The 13768-nt window shown below is 72.3% G+C and carries 13 protein-coding genes; 3 read left to right on the top strand and 10 right to left on the bottom strand.

What is annotated here, in order from left to right; all coding sequences use genetic code 11:
- Window positions 1–241 precede the first annotated feature (241 nt).
- Entirely contained in the window at window positions 242–1585 is a 1344-nt protein-coding gene (locus CG740_RS13660; protein ID WP_100575343.1) for a PTS transporter subunit EIIC, read from the top strand.
- A 73-nt stretch (window positions 1586–1658) separates the two neighbouring features.
- Entirely contained in the window at window positions 1659–2711 is a 1053-nt protein-coding gene (locus CG740_RS13655; RefSeq protein WP_100575342.1) for an SIS domain-containing protein, read from the top strand.
- Between the two features lie 12 nt (window positions 2712–2723).
- On the opposite strand, the gene ligD is transcribed toward CG740_RS13655, so the two are convergent.
- Window positions 2724–3767, bottom strand: coding sequence for a non-homologous end-joining DNA ligase (gene ligD, locus CG740_RS13650; RefSeq protein WP_100575341.1), 1044 nt, complete (start codon window positions 3765–3767; stop codon window positions 2724–2726).
- A gap of 55 nt (window positions 3768–3822) precedes the next feature.
- Here ligD and CG740_RS13645 point away from each other — a divergent pair, with 55 nt between their 5' ends.
- On the top strand, window positions 3823–4899 hold the full coding sequence (locus tag CG740_RS13645; RefSeq protein ID WP_100575340.1) for an ATP-dependent DNA ligase: 1077 nt from the start codon (window positions 3823–3825) through the stop codon (window positions 4897–4899).
- A 19-nt stretch (window positions 4900–4918) separates the two neighbouring features.
- Here the strand turns inward: CG740_RS13645 and CG740_RS13640 are convergent, their stop codons facing one another.
- The 9 genes from CG740_RS13640 to CG740_RS13600 form a co-directional block, all read right to left on the bottom strand.
- Window positions 4919–6130 (bottom strand): lytic transglycosylase domain-containing protein, encoded by a 1212-nt coding sequence (locus CG740_RS13640; protein ID WP_107488365.1) that lies wholly within the window; start codon window positions 6128–6130, stop codon window positions 4919–4921.
- A gap of 17 nt (window positions 6131–6147) precedes the next feature.
- Window positions 6148–6900: a hypothetical protein gene (locus CG740_RS13635; RefSeq protein ID WP_100575339.1), complete on the bottom strand. Its 753-nt coding sequence runs from the start codon at window positions 6898–6900 to the stop codon at window positions 6148–6150.
- A 31-nt stretch (window positions 6901–6931) separates the two neighbouring features.
- Window positions 6932–7459, bottom strand: coding sequence for a hypothetical protein (locus CG740_RS13630; RefSeq protein ID WP_100575338.1), 528 nt, complete (start codon window positions 7457–7459; stop codon window positions 6932–6934).
- A 44-nt stretch (window positions 7460–7503) separates the two neighbouring features.
- Window positions 7504–8403 carry a hypothetical protein gene (locus tag CG740_RS13625; protein ID WP_234376236.1) on the bottom strand — a complete coding sequence of 300 codons (900 nt, stop codon included), beginning with the start codon at window positions 8401–8403 and terminating at the stop codon, window positions 7504–7506.
- Window positions 8404–8493: 90 nt separating this feature from the next.
- The gene (locus CG740_RS13620; protein WP_100575447.1) at window positions 8494–8973 is read right to left on the bottom strand and encodes a hypothetical protein; all 480 of its coding nucleotides are present in this window, start codon (window positions 8971–8973) and stop codon (window positions 8494–8496) included.
- A gap of 29 nt (window positions 8974–9002) precedes the next feature.
- Window positions 9003–10310 (bottom strand): MCE family protein, encoded by a 1308-nt coding sequence (locus CG740_RS13615; RefSeq protein WP_100575337.1) that lies wholly within the window; start codon window positions 10308–10310, stop codon window positions 9003–9005.
- Window positions 10310–11548 (bottom strand): MlaD family protein, encoded by a 1239-nt coding sequence (locus CG740_RS13610; protein ID WP_100575336.1) that lies wholly within the window; start codon window positions 11546–11548, stop codon window positions 10310–10312. Before CG740_RS13610 ends, CG740_RS13615 begins: the two co-directional genes overlap by 1 nt.
- Window positions 11548–12705, bottom strand: a complete 1158-nt coding sequence (locus CG740_RS13605) for an MCE family protein (protein ID WP_100575335.1) — start codon at window positions 12703–12705, stop codon at window positions 11548–11550. Before CG740_RS13605 ends, CG740_RS13610 begins: the two co-directional genes overlap by 1 nt.
- Window positions 12702–13706, bottom strand: a complete 1005-nt coding sequence (locus tag CG740_RS13600; RefSeq protein ID WP_234376251.1) for an MCE family protein — start codon at window positions 13704–13706, stop codon at window positions 12702–12704. The genes CG740_RS13605 and CG740_RS13600 overlap by 4 nt, the downstream gene beginning before the upstream one ends.
- Window positions 13707–13768 lie beyond the last annotated feature (62 nt).

Raw genomic sequence — 13768 nt, 5'->3', positions numbered from 1 at the left:
GGGAACCTCCAGCGGGATCCCCGGAGCATACCACCGCATACCACTGGCTCCGCCGCAGCGCACGGGCCCAGCGTCCCGGGTCTTAGGTCATCGCGAAAAAATCTGAGCAGACCACTATTGACCACTCGAATACCACTGCATACCTTTGGGCTGCGGCACCCGGCGAGACCCGGCGGCCGACCGGCTCGACGGCCACGCCCCTGGATGGCCACGGGACCGCTTGCACGATGGAGGAACACGGATGAGTACGGCTCAAGGGAAGGCAGCCGGCAAGAAGCGCGGCGGCGCCGGCGTCATGGCGGTCCTGCAACGCATCGGGCGCAGCCTGATGCTTCCGGTGGCCACCCTCCCCGCGGCGGCGCTCCTGGTCCGCCTGGGCGGTCCGGACCTGCTCGGCCGCGAGAACTTCCCCGAACTGATCCGCAAGCTCGGCATCGTCCTCGCCGCCGGCGGACAGACCGTCTTCGACTATCTGCCGCTGCTCTTCGCCATCGGCGTGGCCATCGGCTTCGCCAAGAAGGCGGACGGCTCCACCGCGCTCGCCGCCGCGGTCGGCTACCTCGTCTTCAAGGCGGTCCTCGCCAGCGAGGCGTTCCCCAAGGGCGTGGACGGCAAGCCGCTGGACGCCAAGGTGTTCGGCGGCATCGTCATGGGACTCATCGCGGCCCTGCTCTACCAGCGCTTCAGCCGCACCAAGCTCCCCGAATGGCTGGGCTTCTTCGGCGGCCGCAGGCTGGTGCCGATCCTCTGCGCCTTCGCGGGCGTCGCCGTGGGCATCGTGTTCGGTGTCATCTGGCCGACCGTGGGCGGCTGGTTCTACCACTTCGGCGAGTGGCTGGTGGGCACCGGCGCCTGGGGCGCGGGCATCTTCGGCCTGGTGGTCCGGGCGCTGATCCCGATCGGGATGCACCACTTCTTCAGCGTCTTCCCCTGGTTCGACGCCGGCACCTACGTCAATCCGCAGACCGGCGCCGAGGTCCACGGCGACATCGCGCGCTTCCTGGCCGGCGACCCGACCGCGGGCCAGTTCATGACCGGCGGCTTCCCGATCTACATGTTCGCGCTGCCGGCCGCCGCCCTCGCGATCGCGCACACCGCACGGCCCGAGAACCGCACCATGGTCAAGGGCATGATGATCTCGGTCGCGCTGACCTCCTTCGTCACCGGCGTCACCGAGCCCATCGAGTTCAGCTTCATGTTCGTGGCCCCGCTCCTGTACGCCATCCACGCCTTGCTGTTCGGCGTCTCCATGGCGGTCTGTTACGCGCTGGGCATCCGGGACGGCTTCGGCTTCTCCTCCGGCGCGATCGACTACGTCGTCAACTACGGCATCGCCACCAAGCCCTGGCTCCTGATCCCCATCGGGCTCGCGTTCGCCGCGCTCTACTACGTGATCTTCCGGTTCGCGATCGTGCGGTTCAATCTGCCGACGCCGGGCCGCGAACCCGTCGAGGACGAAGCCGCCGAGGCCGGCGGCATATCCGGCGGCATATCCACCGACGCACCTGCGGACACTCCCGTGCGCTCCCCCGACGCCATTCCCTCGCGCGCCGCCGTGGAGGACGATCCGGCCTCCAAGGCCTGATCGCACCACCCGCTCGCACTCGTTCAGCGCCCCCGCCGTCCGCACCCGGCGGGGCCCACGAAAGGATTCCTCCATGTCCGGATCGCGTATCACCTTCCTCGACGGCCAAAGTGGCCAGCCGCAGGCTCTGGAGCGCGTGATCGACCATGTGCGCCGGCAGCTCGACGGGCCGGCCCTGGAAACGCTGCGCGCGGCCCGGCGCCCGCTGCTTGCCGGGATCGGCGCCTCCTACGCGGCGCTCGCCGTCCCGGTCGAGGTGCTCCGCGGCCACGGCGTACCGGCCCAGCGGGTGCTTGCCAGCGAGATCGAGGACGGGCTGCGCGGCTTCGACACCGACCTCCTGATCGGGGTCTCGCAGGGCGGCCGCAGCTCGGAGACGATCGCCGCGTTCAAGGCGGCCGAGGGCGTGCCGACGCTCGCCGTCCTCAACGTCACGCCGTCGCCGCTGGGCGAACTCGCCGGCCTGACCGTCGACATGGGCAATGAGCCGGACTCGTACGCCTCGACCATCGGCTTCACCGCCACGGTCGTGGCCCTCGACCTGATCGCCGGGGCGATAGCGGGCCGGGCGGACGACCCGTGGGACGGCATCGCCCCCCACATGGCGGGCGTCCGGGCCCGCGCGGCCGAGGTGGTCGCCGCGCTGCGCGACCGCGCGGCCCGCTGCGTCGCGGCCGACTGCGTGGCCTCCGGCGCCTCCCGGGTCAGCGCCGAGGAGGCGGCTCTGCTGCTGCGCGAAGTGCCCCGGATGCCGGCCGCGGCCTCGGTCACGCGCAACTACCTGCACGGCGAGATGGAGTCGGCGGGCAACACCCTGCACCTCGTGTTCGGTGACGGCCGCGAAGTGGAGCTGGCCCGCTCGCTCTCCTCGGCCGGCCATCTCACCCTCCTGGTCACCACCCAGGACGTCGACCCGGCCGACAGCCTCGGCGTCGTACGCCTGCCGCGTACCTCGCCCAGCGTCCGGGTCGTCCTGGAGACGGTCGTGGTGCAGGAGCTGGTGGCCGCGCTCAGCGACGAACGGGGCGTCCCCATCGAGTCGTTCGTGTTCGCCAACGACGACACCAAGGAGGGCGGCGTCGACGCCGCCGACTTCGAGCTGGCCTCGCCGGTCGCGGCCGCCTGAACCAGGCCCGCGCTACTTGTCGTCGGCTGGACCGGCGCCGCGCTCCTTGTCCTTGGCACGGCTCGGCTGTACCCGCTTGGGCTCCCCCGGCATCTTGGGGTAGTCCGGCGGGTACGGCAGGTCGCCGAGCGCGTGGTCGCGCTCGTCCCGCTCGGCGAGTTCCAGGAGCGGTTCGATCCCGAAGGCGTGGTCGTCCATGCCGGCGTGCAGATCGCCGAGTTCGGCGTAGCGCGCGGGCATGGTGCGCAGGGTGAAGTCCTGGGGGTGGACGTCGTCGAGCTCGTCCCAGCGCAGCGGCGCGGACACCGGGGCCTGCGGCTTGGGGCGTACCGAGTAGGCGGAGGCGATGGTGCGGTCGCGGGCGGTCTGGTTGTAGTCCACGAAGATCCGCTCGCCGCGCTCCTCCTTCCACCAGGCGGTGGTGACCCGCCCCGCCATCCGGCGCTCCAGCTCCCGGCCGATCGCGATGGCACAGCGTCGCACCTCGGTGAACGTCCAGCGCGGTTCGATCGGCACGAAGACGTGGATGCCCCGCCCGCCCGATGTCTTGGGATAGCCCGTGATCCCCAACTCGCCCAGCAGGGCGCGTAGTTCATGGGCGACCGGGACCGCGTCGTCGAAGTCGGTACCGGGCTGCGGGTCGAGGTCGATCCGCAGTTCGTCGGGGTGGTCGGTCGCCTCGCGGCGTACCGGCCAGGGGTGGAAGGTGAGACAGCCGAGCTGGGCGGCCCACAGTACGGCGGCGGGCTCGGTGGGGCAGATCTCGTCGGCGTGCCGGCCGCTGGGGAAGGAGATGCGGGCGGTCGGGATCCAGTCGGGAAGGTTCTTGGGCGCCCGCTTCTGGAAGAACGACTCCCCGTCGACGCCGTCGGGGTAGCGCTCCAGGGTGGTGGGCCGGTCGCGCAGGGCGCGCGTGATGCCGTCGGCGACCGCCAGGTAGTAGCGCGCCACGTCCAGCTTGGTGTAGCCGGGCTCCGGGAAATAGACCTTGTCCGGATTGGACAGCCGCACGGTCCGCCCGCCGGCCTCCAGCTCGATCGCCTCGCCCTTGCCCATGCAGGCCACGGTAGGCGGCGGGCACCGATGCCGCATATCGGTGAGAATCGGTTGTATGGATCTCCCGGTGATGCCACCTGTGAAGCCGATGCTCGCCAAGTCCGTGGCGAAGATCCCGCCCGGGATGAGTTACGAGGCCAAGTGGGACGGATTCCGGGCGATCGTGCACCGCGACGGGCCCGAGATCGTCATCGGCAGCCGCAACGGCAAGCCCCTGACCCGGTACTTTCCGGAGCTTGCGGCAGCCCTGGAGGAGCGGCTGCCCGAGCGCTGTGTGATGGACGGCGAGATCGTCGTCGCGCACGGCGGCCGCCTCGACTTCGACCGGCTCAGCGAACGCATCCACCCCGCCGCGTCCCGGGTGAAGCTGCTGGCCGAACAGACGCCGGCCAGTTTCATCGCCTTCGACCTGCTCGCCCTCGGCGACACCTCACTGCTCGACACCCCGCTGGCCGAGCGGCGCGCACTGCTCACCGAGGCGCTGAAGGGCATCACCGCGCCGGTCCATCTCGCGCCCGCGACCACCGACATCGAGGTCGCCCGGCGGTGGTTCGAGCAGTACGAGGGCGCCGGGCTCGACGGGGTCGTCGCCAAGCCCCTCGATCTCCCTTACCGGCCCGACGCCCGGCTCATGTACAAGATCAAGCACGAGCGCACGGCGGACGTGGTGGTGGCCGGCTACCGCCACCACAAGAGCGGCCCCGTGGTCGGCTCGCTCCTGCTCGGCCTGTACGACGACGGGGGCGCGCTCCAGCACGTCGGGGTGTGCGCGGCCTTCCCGATGAAACGGCGGGCGGAACTGATCGAGGAGCTGGCCCCGCTGCTCATGGCCGACCCGGTCGCCGAGCGGCACCCCTGGGCCTCCTGGGCCGAGGAGGCCGCACACGAGGGCGCCCGCCTGCCGGGCGCGCCCAGCCGCTGGAGCGGCAAGAAGGACCTGTCGTGGGTGGCCGTGCGCCCGGAGCGGGTGGTGGAGGTGGCGTACGACCACATGGAGGGCGACCGGTTCCGGCACACCGCGCAGTTCCGCCGCTGGCGCCCGGACCGCTCCCCCGGCAGCTGCACCTACGCCCAGCTGGAGGAGCCGGTCCGCTACGACCTCGCGGAGGTCCTTTCGTCAGGGGGTGCGTGAGTCGTCAGGGGGTGATCCGTCAGGGGGTGGGTGAGGGGCAGCTCGGGCCGGTGGGTGTTCCGGTGGGCTGCGGGGTCGGCGAGGCGGCGGGCGATCCGGTGGCGCAGCCCGGCAGGCCCGGACTGCCCGAAGGCGAGGGGCCCGGGCCCGTACTCCCCGACGGCGACGGGCCGGGACTGCCGGACGGGGGCGCGGACGGGGAGGGCGAGGCCGTGGGCGGCGGCGACTTCGGGGGCTGCGAGGCCGACGGGCTGCCTCCGGGGCGCGTGGGGACGGACGGTGTGGGCCGGCCGCTCGGCTGCGGCCCGATCACGATGCCGCCGCCCTGCTTGTGGCCCCGGTCCTCACCGATCTGCTGGGCACTGCCCGCGCCGGGCGTGCTCGGCAGCACTCCTTTGCCGTCGGGCACGGCGTGGGTGCCCCTGCGGTAGAACTCCAGCCACGACAGGACCGTGCGCAGATAGTCGGCCGAGTGGTTGTAGCCGAGCACCGCACGGTCCAGATCCGCCGGGACGGCCAGGTCGCGCCCGTCCGCACACAGGTACGTCCCGGCGGCGAGCGCCGCGTCGAAGACGTTGTTGGGATCCTTGCGCCCGTCCCCGTTGCCGTCCTGACCCCATGTCGCCCACGTGGACGGGATGAACTGCATCGGGCCCACGGCACGGTCATGCCGGGTGTCGCCGTCCAGGACGCCGTGGTCGGTGTCGGCGATGTTCGCGAAGCCCGCGCCGTCGAGCACCGGTCCGAGGATCGGGCTGAGCGTGGTGCCCTGCGCGTCGACCCGGCCGCCGCCCGCGTGCCCCGACTCGACCTTGCCGAGCGCCGCGAGCAGTTGCCAGGGCAGATGGCAGCGCGGCTCGGTCCCGCGCAGCCGGGTCTCCGCCCGCTGGTACGCGGCGAGCACCGTGGCCGGTATGCCCTCCTGGGTCCACACCGGGTCGACAGCCCCCACGACGGGCGGGGCACCCGCCGGGTGCGGCGTGGCCACCAGCGGCGGGAGATCGGTGTGGTACGAACCGTCGGCCGGCGGCTCCGCCTGGACGGCGGCGGCCGGTCCCGCGGCCGGTCCCGCGGCAGCGGGCTCGGCCGGGTGCGGCGGCGCGGGACGCAGCAGCCCCGGGGCCTGGGACGCGCTGAGCGCGGCCACCGCGACGGCGACGACCGCGGTGCCCGTGACCCCGCGCCGCAACCGCTTTCGGCCCGCGAGAAGCGAGAGGCGCCGTAGGTGGATGAGGTGCGTCGAGGGTTTCACGATCCCTGCCCGAAGGTGTCGATGCCGGAGATCTGCCAGGTGCCGCCGCTCCCGCGCGCCACGTCGACGGCGAACATCGCGGCGGCATACGTCGTTTCGGGCTTCTTGCCCGCGGTGCGCGTGCTGCTCTGGTCGGCGTAGACCAGGACCCGGGCGCGGGAGCCGTCGATCATCTCCACACCGCTCTCGGTCACCGTGGTCGTCAGCACCAGCTTCTGGTCCTTGCCCTGCGCCCGCACCGCCGCCAGCATGTCGCGATGCTGCTGAACCGCCTTGCCGGTGAGCAGAGTTGAGGCCGCCTTGTCCGCCGGCCCGGAATCGGCGTAGTTGTACGAGAACAGCGCGGCGACGGCCTTCTCGGTCTGCCCCTTGACCTCGCTGGTACGGGCCGGATCGGTGAGCGCCGCGTTCCGGACGGCCGGGTCGGAGCCCAGCGAGTCGGCCCGGGCGGCGGCGAACGCGGCGAATCCGCCGAGCAGGACGACCAGGACGCACAGGACGGCCGGGGCGCGCACGGACAGCACACGGCGCAACCTGGCCCGAGCGGCTGTCCCGGTCCCGGGAAGGCGGCGCCGGCGGGACGGCTCCACGGCCTCCTGCGGCGGCTCCTCGGCCCGCGGACTCGGCTTCCTCCGCGCTGGGTCGAGGGTGCTCGCCCTCTCCTGCGGCACGGCCTCGGTGGCAACGCGGGCGGCGCCAGCGCTGGCCAGTCGGCGCTGACGGTTGACCAGGTGACGGGTCGTCGACATGTGCGGCTCCTGTCCGGGTTGGGGTGGGTGGTCAGTTGGCCGCGCTGTTGCCGACCGGCGCCTGGCCGAGGGCGCTCAGCTTCCAGCCGCTCGCGGTACGGGTGAGTTCGCCGAGCATCCTGCTGTCCTTGGCCGCGGGCTTCTCCTTGGGCGCCTGCACGGTGATGCGCAGCGCCACCATCACCCGGGCCTTGCCCGCCCGGTCGTCGAGCTCGGTGACCGCGCCGTCCAGGACCTTGGCCGTGGTGACCGTCTGCGCCTGCTGCACCTGCTTCTCGAACTCGCTCCGCCCGTCGGCCAGTTGCTGGTGCAGATCGCCGGTGGTGGAGTCCTGCCACATGTCGAGTCCATGCGCGAGGTCGTTGTGGTCGAGGGTGGAGAGGTTCTGCACGGCCTGCTCGCCGGCCGCGAGCGCCTTGTCCCGGGAGGCGGCGTAGGCGGCCGAGTCGTCGTGCGCCGCGCCGTACCAGGACCAGCCGGCCCACACCGCGAAGCCGCCCGCGAGCAGGGTGAGGGCCATCGCGGCGATGAGCAGGGGCTGGGTCGTCATGCGTGCCATGTTCTTCGTGCTCCCTCTCGCGGGGCCCGGCGGCGGGCCGGGTCCTAGCGGGCTCGGATGTCGGTGATCTGCCAGTGCCCGGCGTCGAGTTGGGCGGTGACGGACAGCTGGGCGGCGGCCGTGGTGGGGGCGCTTGAGTCCCGCTGGGCCCGCTGGTCGAGAAAGACGAGCAGCTCCGCCCGGTCGCGCGTGAGCCGGGTGACACCGGCCCGCACGACATGGGTGGTCAGGCTGAGCTTCTGCTCTGCGGCCCGCTGCCTCAACTGGCCGAAGAGCGCGGCGTATTGACTGGCGGCCCGCCCGCTGAGCAACTCCTTCGACGCCTGCTCGGTGGCACTGGTGTCCTGGGCGGCGTACGAGAAGACCTTGCCGAGCGTGTTGCTGACGTCTCCGATGACTTGGGTGGTCTCGGAGGCGTCGGTGAGCGCCCGGTTCGCCGTGGCGGGGGTCGTGGTCAACTGCCGCGCCTGGAACAGCAGTCCGGCCCCGGCCAGGAGGAGAACGACCACACATCCGAGGCTGAGCACGCGGCGCAGGCGAGGGGCCGGGGCGGCTGTTGCCCCGTCGGCGGGTTCGGCGCTCTCGTCGCGGGGGGCGGTGGCTTCGTCGCGGGGGACGGTGGCTTCGTCGGCGGGTTCGGTGGCTTCGTCGGCGGGTTCGGCGCCCTCGCCGCGGGGGGCGGTGGCTTCGTCGGCGGGTTCGGCGCCCTCGTCGCGGGGGGCGGTGGCTTCGTCGGCGGGTTCGGCGGCCTCGTCGAGGGGGGCGGGGATCTCGACGGGGGGTCCGGCGGGCGGCGCGGCGGGTTCGCCGCGGGGGGCTCCTTCAGGAGCCCGGCCCGCTTCGGGGCCCGCTTCGTCCGGGGGCGCCCCCCCGGCCGGGCCCGCGTCCGGGCTCGCCCCGTCCGGATCCGGGCCGGTGGCCGACTTCAGCTCTGCTGTGCTCACGCCGTCTCTCCCTCGTCTCTCCCTCTCGGCTCCCGCCCGGGCCGACCGCCCCGCCCCGCCCCGCCCCGGGCAGGGCCCCTCGGCCCGGGCTCAGGACGCGGCGACCGGAACCGCACTGAGCGCCTTCAACTTCCAGCCCCCACCGGTGCGTTCGAGCGCCGCTTCGAGCCGCTTGCGGTCGGTGGTGACCGCGCCGCCCGCCGGGGTCACCCGGACCTGCACGGTCGCGATGACCTTCGCCGTGCCCGAGCGGTCGTCGAGTTCGGTGACGGCCGCGTCGGTCACCTCGCCACGCGCCGAGGCCGTCGGCTTCCCGGCACCGGTGCGGCGCAACTCGTCCTGGAGCGGGCCCGTCGAGGCGTCGAGCCAGGCGCGCAACGCGGCGTCGGGGTGGGCCGCGTCCAGCGTGGAGAGCGCGGCGATCTGTGTACGGCCGGCCTTGAGCGCGGCATCCCGCGAGGTGGCGTACGCGATCGAGTCGTCGTTGCGCGCCTGGAGGTAGGTCCAGCCCGCGAACGCGGCGAAGGCGACCGACACGGTGAGCGCGGCCACGACGAGGCCGCGGCGCAGCCGGGGCCGGGGCCCGGCGGGGAGCGTGATCACGGGCGTCCGCCCTTTCCTCCGGTGCCGGACGTGAGTCCGAGCAGTCCGGCCAGGTCCGAGGGGCCGCCGCCGGGCAGCGCGGGCAGCGCCAGGGCGCCGGGGAGCGCGGCCGGCTGTGCGGCGGGCGGCGCGACCGGGTTGGGCGCGCCCGGGGTCGGAGGCAGCGCGCCCGGCTGGGCCGCAGCGCCGAGCGGGGCGCCGGCCGGGGCGTGCGCCGAGCCCCGGACGTCCTTGCCGCTGCTCGCCGGCGCGGCGCACCGCGCCTTGGTGTTGAGGTTCGGCGTGTCGACGGTTTCGAGGCCGTTGCGGTAGACCGTGCCGCCGTAGCCCTCGGTGCACGGCAGCGGCGCGAAGAAGGTGACCGCCATGCCCAGATTGGCTCCCTTGGTGTCGATCGCGGTGGCTCCGGCCGCCACCAACGGCGGTACTTTCACCAGGAGTTCCTCGATCCCGCGCTGCCGGGTGACAGCCACGTCCGCGGTCGTGAGGAGGTTCGCGAGCACCACGCTGACCGCCGGATCGAGGTCCCTGAGCAGACCACTGATCTGGCCCGCCGCGTCGGGTGCGGCGGCGATCAGCCGGCGCAGATCGGTGTCCGAGCCCTTGAGGGTCGCGGCCAACTCCTTGGCTCCCGAGGCGAAGGTCTTGATGGCCTGGCCCTCCTCCGCCTGGGTGGTCAGGACGGTCTGGCCGTCCGCCAGCAGCGTGGTGGTGCTCGGCAGCGCCCTGTCGGCGGCCCGCACGAAGTCGCTGCCGTTGTCGAGGAGGACCTGGAGGTCGTCGCCGCGCCCCTCGAAGGCCTTCCCGAACTCGTCGACGACGGTCCGCAGCGAGTCCAACGGCACCGACGCGGCGAGCCCGTTGACGCTGGAGAGCACGGTGGTGACGGGGGCCGGCGTGCTGGTCTCGTACTGTTCGATCACGCCGCCGTCACCGAGGTAGGGCCCGTCGTCGGTGGTGGGCCGCAGGTCGATGTACTCCTCGCCGACGGCCGACAGGTTGGCCACCACGGCGTTGAGGGCGGTGGGGATGGGCGGCGCCGAGTTGTCGATGCGCAGCTCGGCCACGACCCCGTCGTCGGTGAGCCCGATGGGTCCGACACGGCCCACCGACACGCCCCGGTAGGTCACGTTGGAGTGGGTGAACAGGCCGCCGGTCTGGGCGAGATGGACCTTGACGGTGTAGTAGTCGCGGATGCCGACGTAGTGCCCGACGTCCGCGTACCGGAACCCGGTGTAACCGAGCACGAGCACCCCGATGACGAGGAACGCCACGTTCTTGAGCCTGGTCGCGAGGGTCAGCATCAGCCTCTCCCCCCTGAGCCGGGCCCCGAGCCGGAGCCGGAGCCGGATGAGCCGGTGACGGGCGGCAGTCCGAGCGGCGCCTTCTGCGGGCCCGTGCCCGCTGTCGACGAGGACGACGGCGACGGCGACGGCGTCGTGAGCGGCGGGATGAGCTGGGTACCGGGCGCGGCCGTCACCGAGAGGTAGACATTGAGGTAGTCGCCCTTGACGCCGCGCAGCACCTCGTCGCTGAACGGATAGGTGAGGAGCACCTGGAGCGAGTCCGGCAGGTCCTTGCCGGAGTCCGCGAGGGCCTGGAGCGTCGGCGCGATCGCCTTCAGGTCGGCCACCATGTCGTCCTTGCTCTTGTTGATCGTGGAGACGGCCACCGTGGAGAGGGTGTCGAGGGACTTCAGCATCGTCATGAGGGAACCCCGTTGGTCCTCAAGGACCTTGAGGCCCGGCGACAGACCGGTGAGCACCGTGCCGACCTGCTCCTTGCGGGTGGCGAGCGTCGCGGAGAGCCGGTTGACGCCGTCCAGCGCGTCGGTGATGTCACCGCGGTGCCCGTCCAGGTCGGTGACCAGGGTGTTGACCCGCTGGAGCATGGAGCGGACCTCGGGTTCACGGCCGCCGATCGCCTTGTTGAGTTCGGTCGTGATGGTCTTCAGCTGGCTGACGCCGCCCCCGTTGAGCAGCATCGAGAGCGCTCCCAGGACTTCCTCGACCTCCGGGTTGCGGTTGGTCCGCGAGAGCGGAATCGCGGCGCCGGGCCCGAGCCGCCCCTGGGGCGCCTCCGGGGCCGTCTCCCGGGCTGTCCCGGCCGTCCCCCCAGCCGTCGCTTGAGTCGTCCTCCCGGCCGCCGCGGCCGGCGCGGAGAGCTGGACGAACTTCTCGCCGAGGAGGCTGGACTGTTCGAGCTGGGCATAGGCGTTGGCGGGCAGTTGCACGTCTCCCCTGATCCGCATGGTGACCATGGCGGACCAGCCGTCGGCGGCCAGGGACACCTTGGTGACCCGGCCCACGGGCACATCGTTGACCTTGACCGCGGCCTGGGGAACCAGGCTCAGGACATCGGCGAAGTCGGCGGTGATGTCGTACGGGTGACTGCCGAGGTCGGCCCCGCCGGGCAGCGGGAGCTGGTCGATCCCAGAGAACGAGGGTGCCGAACAGCTCCCCAGGGTGAGCGTCAGGGCCACGACGACCGCTGCTCCGGCGCCGAGCGCGGCACCGGTCCGCCGAGTGAGGCGCGCCGCCATCACCGGCCCCCCTTCCGGCCCGCCGGTCCGGCGGCCGGGCCGCCGGTGGAGCCGTTCGCCGCATCGTCGGAGGACCCGTACACGGTGCCGACCGCGGGCAGGGGCAGCGCCGGGAGCGCTTTCAGCCGGTTCTGCGGGACCGGCAGGAGCCCGGCGCTGCCCGCCACCGCGGGGTTGGCGGGAAACACGATGTCGCCGCCCATGCTGACCTCGTTGATGTTGCCCCGGCCGTCGAGGGTGCGGTGGACCGGGTCGTAGGCGTTGAGAGCGTTTCCGGCGGCCAGCGGCGCGGTGTCCAGGGCTTCGGCGAGCGAGGCCCGCTGCTGGACGAGGATCTGGGTGAGCGGGGCGAGCTTGTCGACCTCGGCCTTGAGGCTGCCCCGGTTGTCCTGGATGAACGTCTTGACGTTGCCGAGGGCGGTGCCGAGTTCCTTGAGCGCCCCCGCGAGGTTGTCCTTGTTGTCGGCGAAGAACGAGGTCACGTCGGCGAGTTGGTTCTGCGCGTCGCGCACCGCGCCGTCCTTGTTCTTCAGCATGGTGGTGAACGTCTGGAGGTAGGACAGCGTGGCGAAGAGGTGCTCGCTGCTGCCGTCGAGGGTCTTGGCGGCCTTGCCGAACTGCTCGATGGAGTCCCCGATCGCGGCGCCGTTGCCGTTCAGGTTCTTGGCCCCGGTGTCGAGCAGCCCCGAGAGCGCTCCCGAGGAGTTCGCTCCGTCGGGGCCGAGCGCCTTGCTGAGGCCGGTGATGGAGGCGTACAGCTGGTCGACCTCGACGGGGGTGGCGTTGCGGCTCGCCGGAAGCTCCGCCCGGTCGGCGATCTCGGGGCCCCCGGTGTAGGCGGGAGCCAGCTGGACGTATCGGTCGGCGACGACACTGGGCGAGACGATGGCGGCCCGGGCGTCCTTCGGCACCCGTACGCCGCGGTCCAGGGAGACCACCACTTTGACCTGCTGGCCCTGCGGGGTGACCGAGTCGACCTCGCCCACCTTGACACCGAGGATCCGCAGGTCGGACCCGGGATAGACGCCGACCGCATGGTCGAAGTAGGCGGTGATCCGCTTGCCGCCGGGGCCGGCGAACACGCGCAGCCCGCCGATCACGGTGACGGCGATCACCGCGAGGGCCACGAGGATCGTGAGAGCGCGTCGCCGGCTCATGGGTAGCCTCCGTTCTTCGGCGGCATGCAGCCGGTGGTCGGGAGCGACTTCGCCGGGAGGTAGTTCCTGGGGACGAGCCCGCAGATGTAGGTGTCGAACCAGCGGCCGCTGCCGACGGTGTTGCCGACGAGCCGGTAGTAGGGGCCGGCCAGGGCGAGCGTGCGGTCCAGGCCCTGCTGGTTCTTGACGAGGACGTCGGTGACGCGCCCCAACGCCTTGAGTGTGGGCGCAAGTTGGGCCTGGTTGTCCTTGACGAGGCCGGTGAGCTGGGTGCCCAGGCCCCGGGTTCCGCTGAGGAGCGCCTGGATGGCGTCGCGGCGCTGCTTGAGCTCGCCGAGCAGCAGCCCGCCGTCGTCGATGAGGGTCTCGAAGCTGCTCTTCCTGCCGGCGAGCGTCTTGGTCAACTGCTCGCTCCCCTTGAGGAGTTGGGCGAGCTGGGTGTCGCGCTGCGAGACGGTCTTCGACAGCGCCGAGAGTCCGGAGACGGCGGTGCGCACATCGGGTGGCGAGTCCTTGAAGGTGTCGGAGATCGTCTCGAAGCTCTTGGCGAGCTGCGCGGTGTCGATCTCGCCGATCGTGTTGCTGAGCCCCTCGAAGGCCTGGGTGACGTCGTACGGGGAGGTCGTGCGGCTCAGCGGGATGCGGTCGCCGGGGTTCTGCTCGGCGCTGCCGAGCGGATCGATCGCCAGGTACTTCTCGCCGAGCAGGGTCTTGATGGCGATGGCCGCGGTCGAGGCGTCCCCGATCCAGACGTCCTTCACCTTGAAGGCGACCTTCACCTTCGCCCCGTCCAGGGACACCCCGCTGACCTGACCGACCTTCACCCCGGCGATCCGCACCTCGTCGCCGTCGCGCAGCCCGGCGGACTCGGAGAAGTCCGCGGTGTAGGTGGTGCCGCCGCCGATGAGCGGCAGCGAGTCCGCGTTGTAGGCGGCGAGGCCGATCAGGGCCAGGACGAGCAGGCCCACCAGGCTGACCGCGACGGGGTTGCGCTCCTTCATGGGCTTCAGGCGGGGGCGCCGCGGTGCCCGGCGGCCCACGGGGGGTTCGGCGGCGGCCTGCT

The organism is Streptomyces sp. CB01201 (genome assembly GCF_002803085.1).
Classification (GTDB): Bacteria; Actinomycetota; Actinomycetes; order Streptomycetales; family Streptomycetaceae; genus Streptomyces; species Streptomyces hundungensis.
The sequence above is the reverse complement of the archived record's forward strand: the minus strand, read 5'-3'. Positions and strand labels throughout refer to the sequence as shown.

Bases quoted from the DNA above. Each gene is read 5' to 3' on its own strand.
- CG740_RS13660 (WP_100575343.1), top strand. From the start codon at position 242: ATGAGTACGGCTCAAGGGAAGGCAGCCGGCAAGAAGCGCGGCGGCGCC.
- CG740_RS13655 (WP_100575342.1), top strand. From the start codon at position 1,659: ATGTCCGGATCGCGTATCACCTTCCTCGACGGCCAAAGTGGCCAGCCG.
- ligD (WP_100575341.1), bottom strand. From the start codon at position 3,767: ATGGGCAAGGGCGAGGCGATCGAGCTGGAGGCCGGCGGGCGGACCGTG.
- CG740_RS13645 (WP_100575340.1), top strand. From the start codon at position 3,823: ATGGATCTCCCGGTGATGCCACCTGTGAAGCCGATGCTCGCCAAGTCC.
- CG740_RS13635 (WP_100575339.1), bottom strand. From the start codon at position 6,900: ATGTCGACGACCCGTCACCTGGTCAACCGTCAGCGCCGACTGGCCAGC.
- CG740_RS13630 (WP_100575338.1), bottom strand. From the start codon at position 7,459: ATGGCACGCATGACGACCCAGCCCCTGCTCATCGCCGCGATGGCCCTC.
- CG740_RS13615 (WP_100575337.1), bottom strand. From the start codon at position 10,310: ATGCTGACCCTCGCGACCAGGCTCAAGAACGTGGCGTTCCTCGTCATC.
- CG740_RS13610 (WP_100575336.1), bottom strand. From the start codon at position 11,548: ATGGCGGCGCGCCTCACTCGGCGGACCGGTGCCGCGCTCGGCGCCGGA.
- CG740_RS13605 (WP_100575335.1), bottom strand. From the start codon at position 12,705: ATGAGCCGGCGACGCGCTCTCACGATCCTCGTGGCCCTCGCGGTGATC.
- CG740_RS13600 (WP_234376251.1), bottom strand. From the start codon at position 13,706: ATGAAGGAGCGCAACCCCGTCGCGGTCAGCCTGGTGGGCCTGCTCGTC.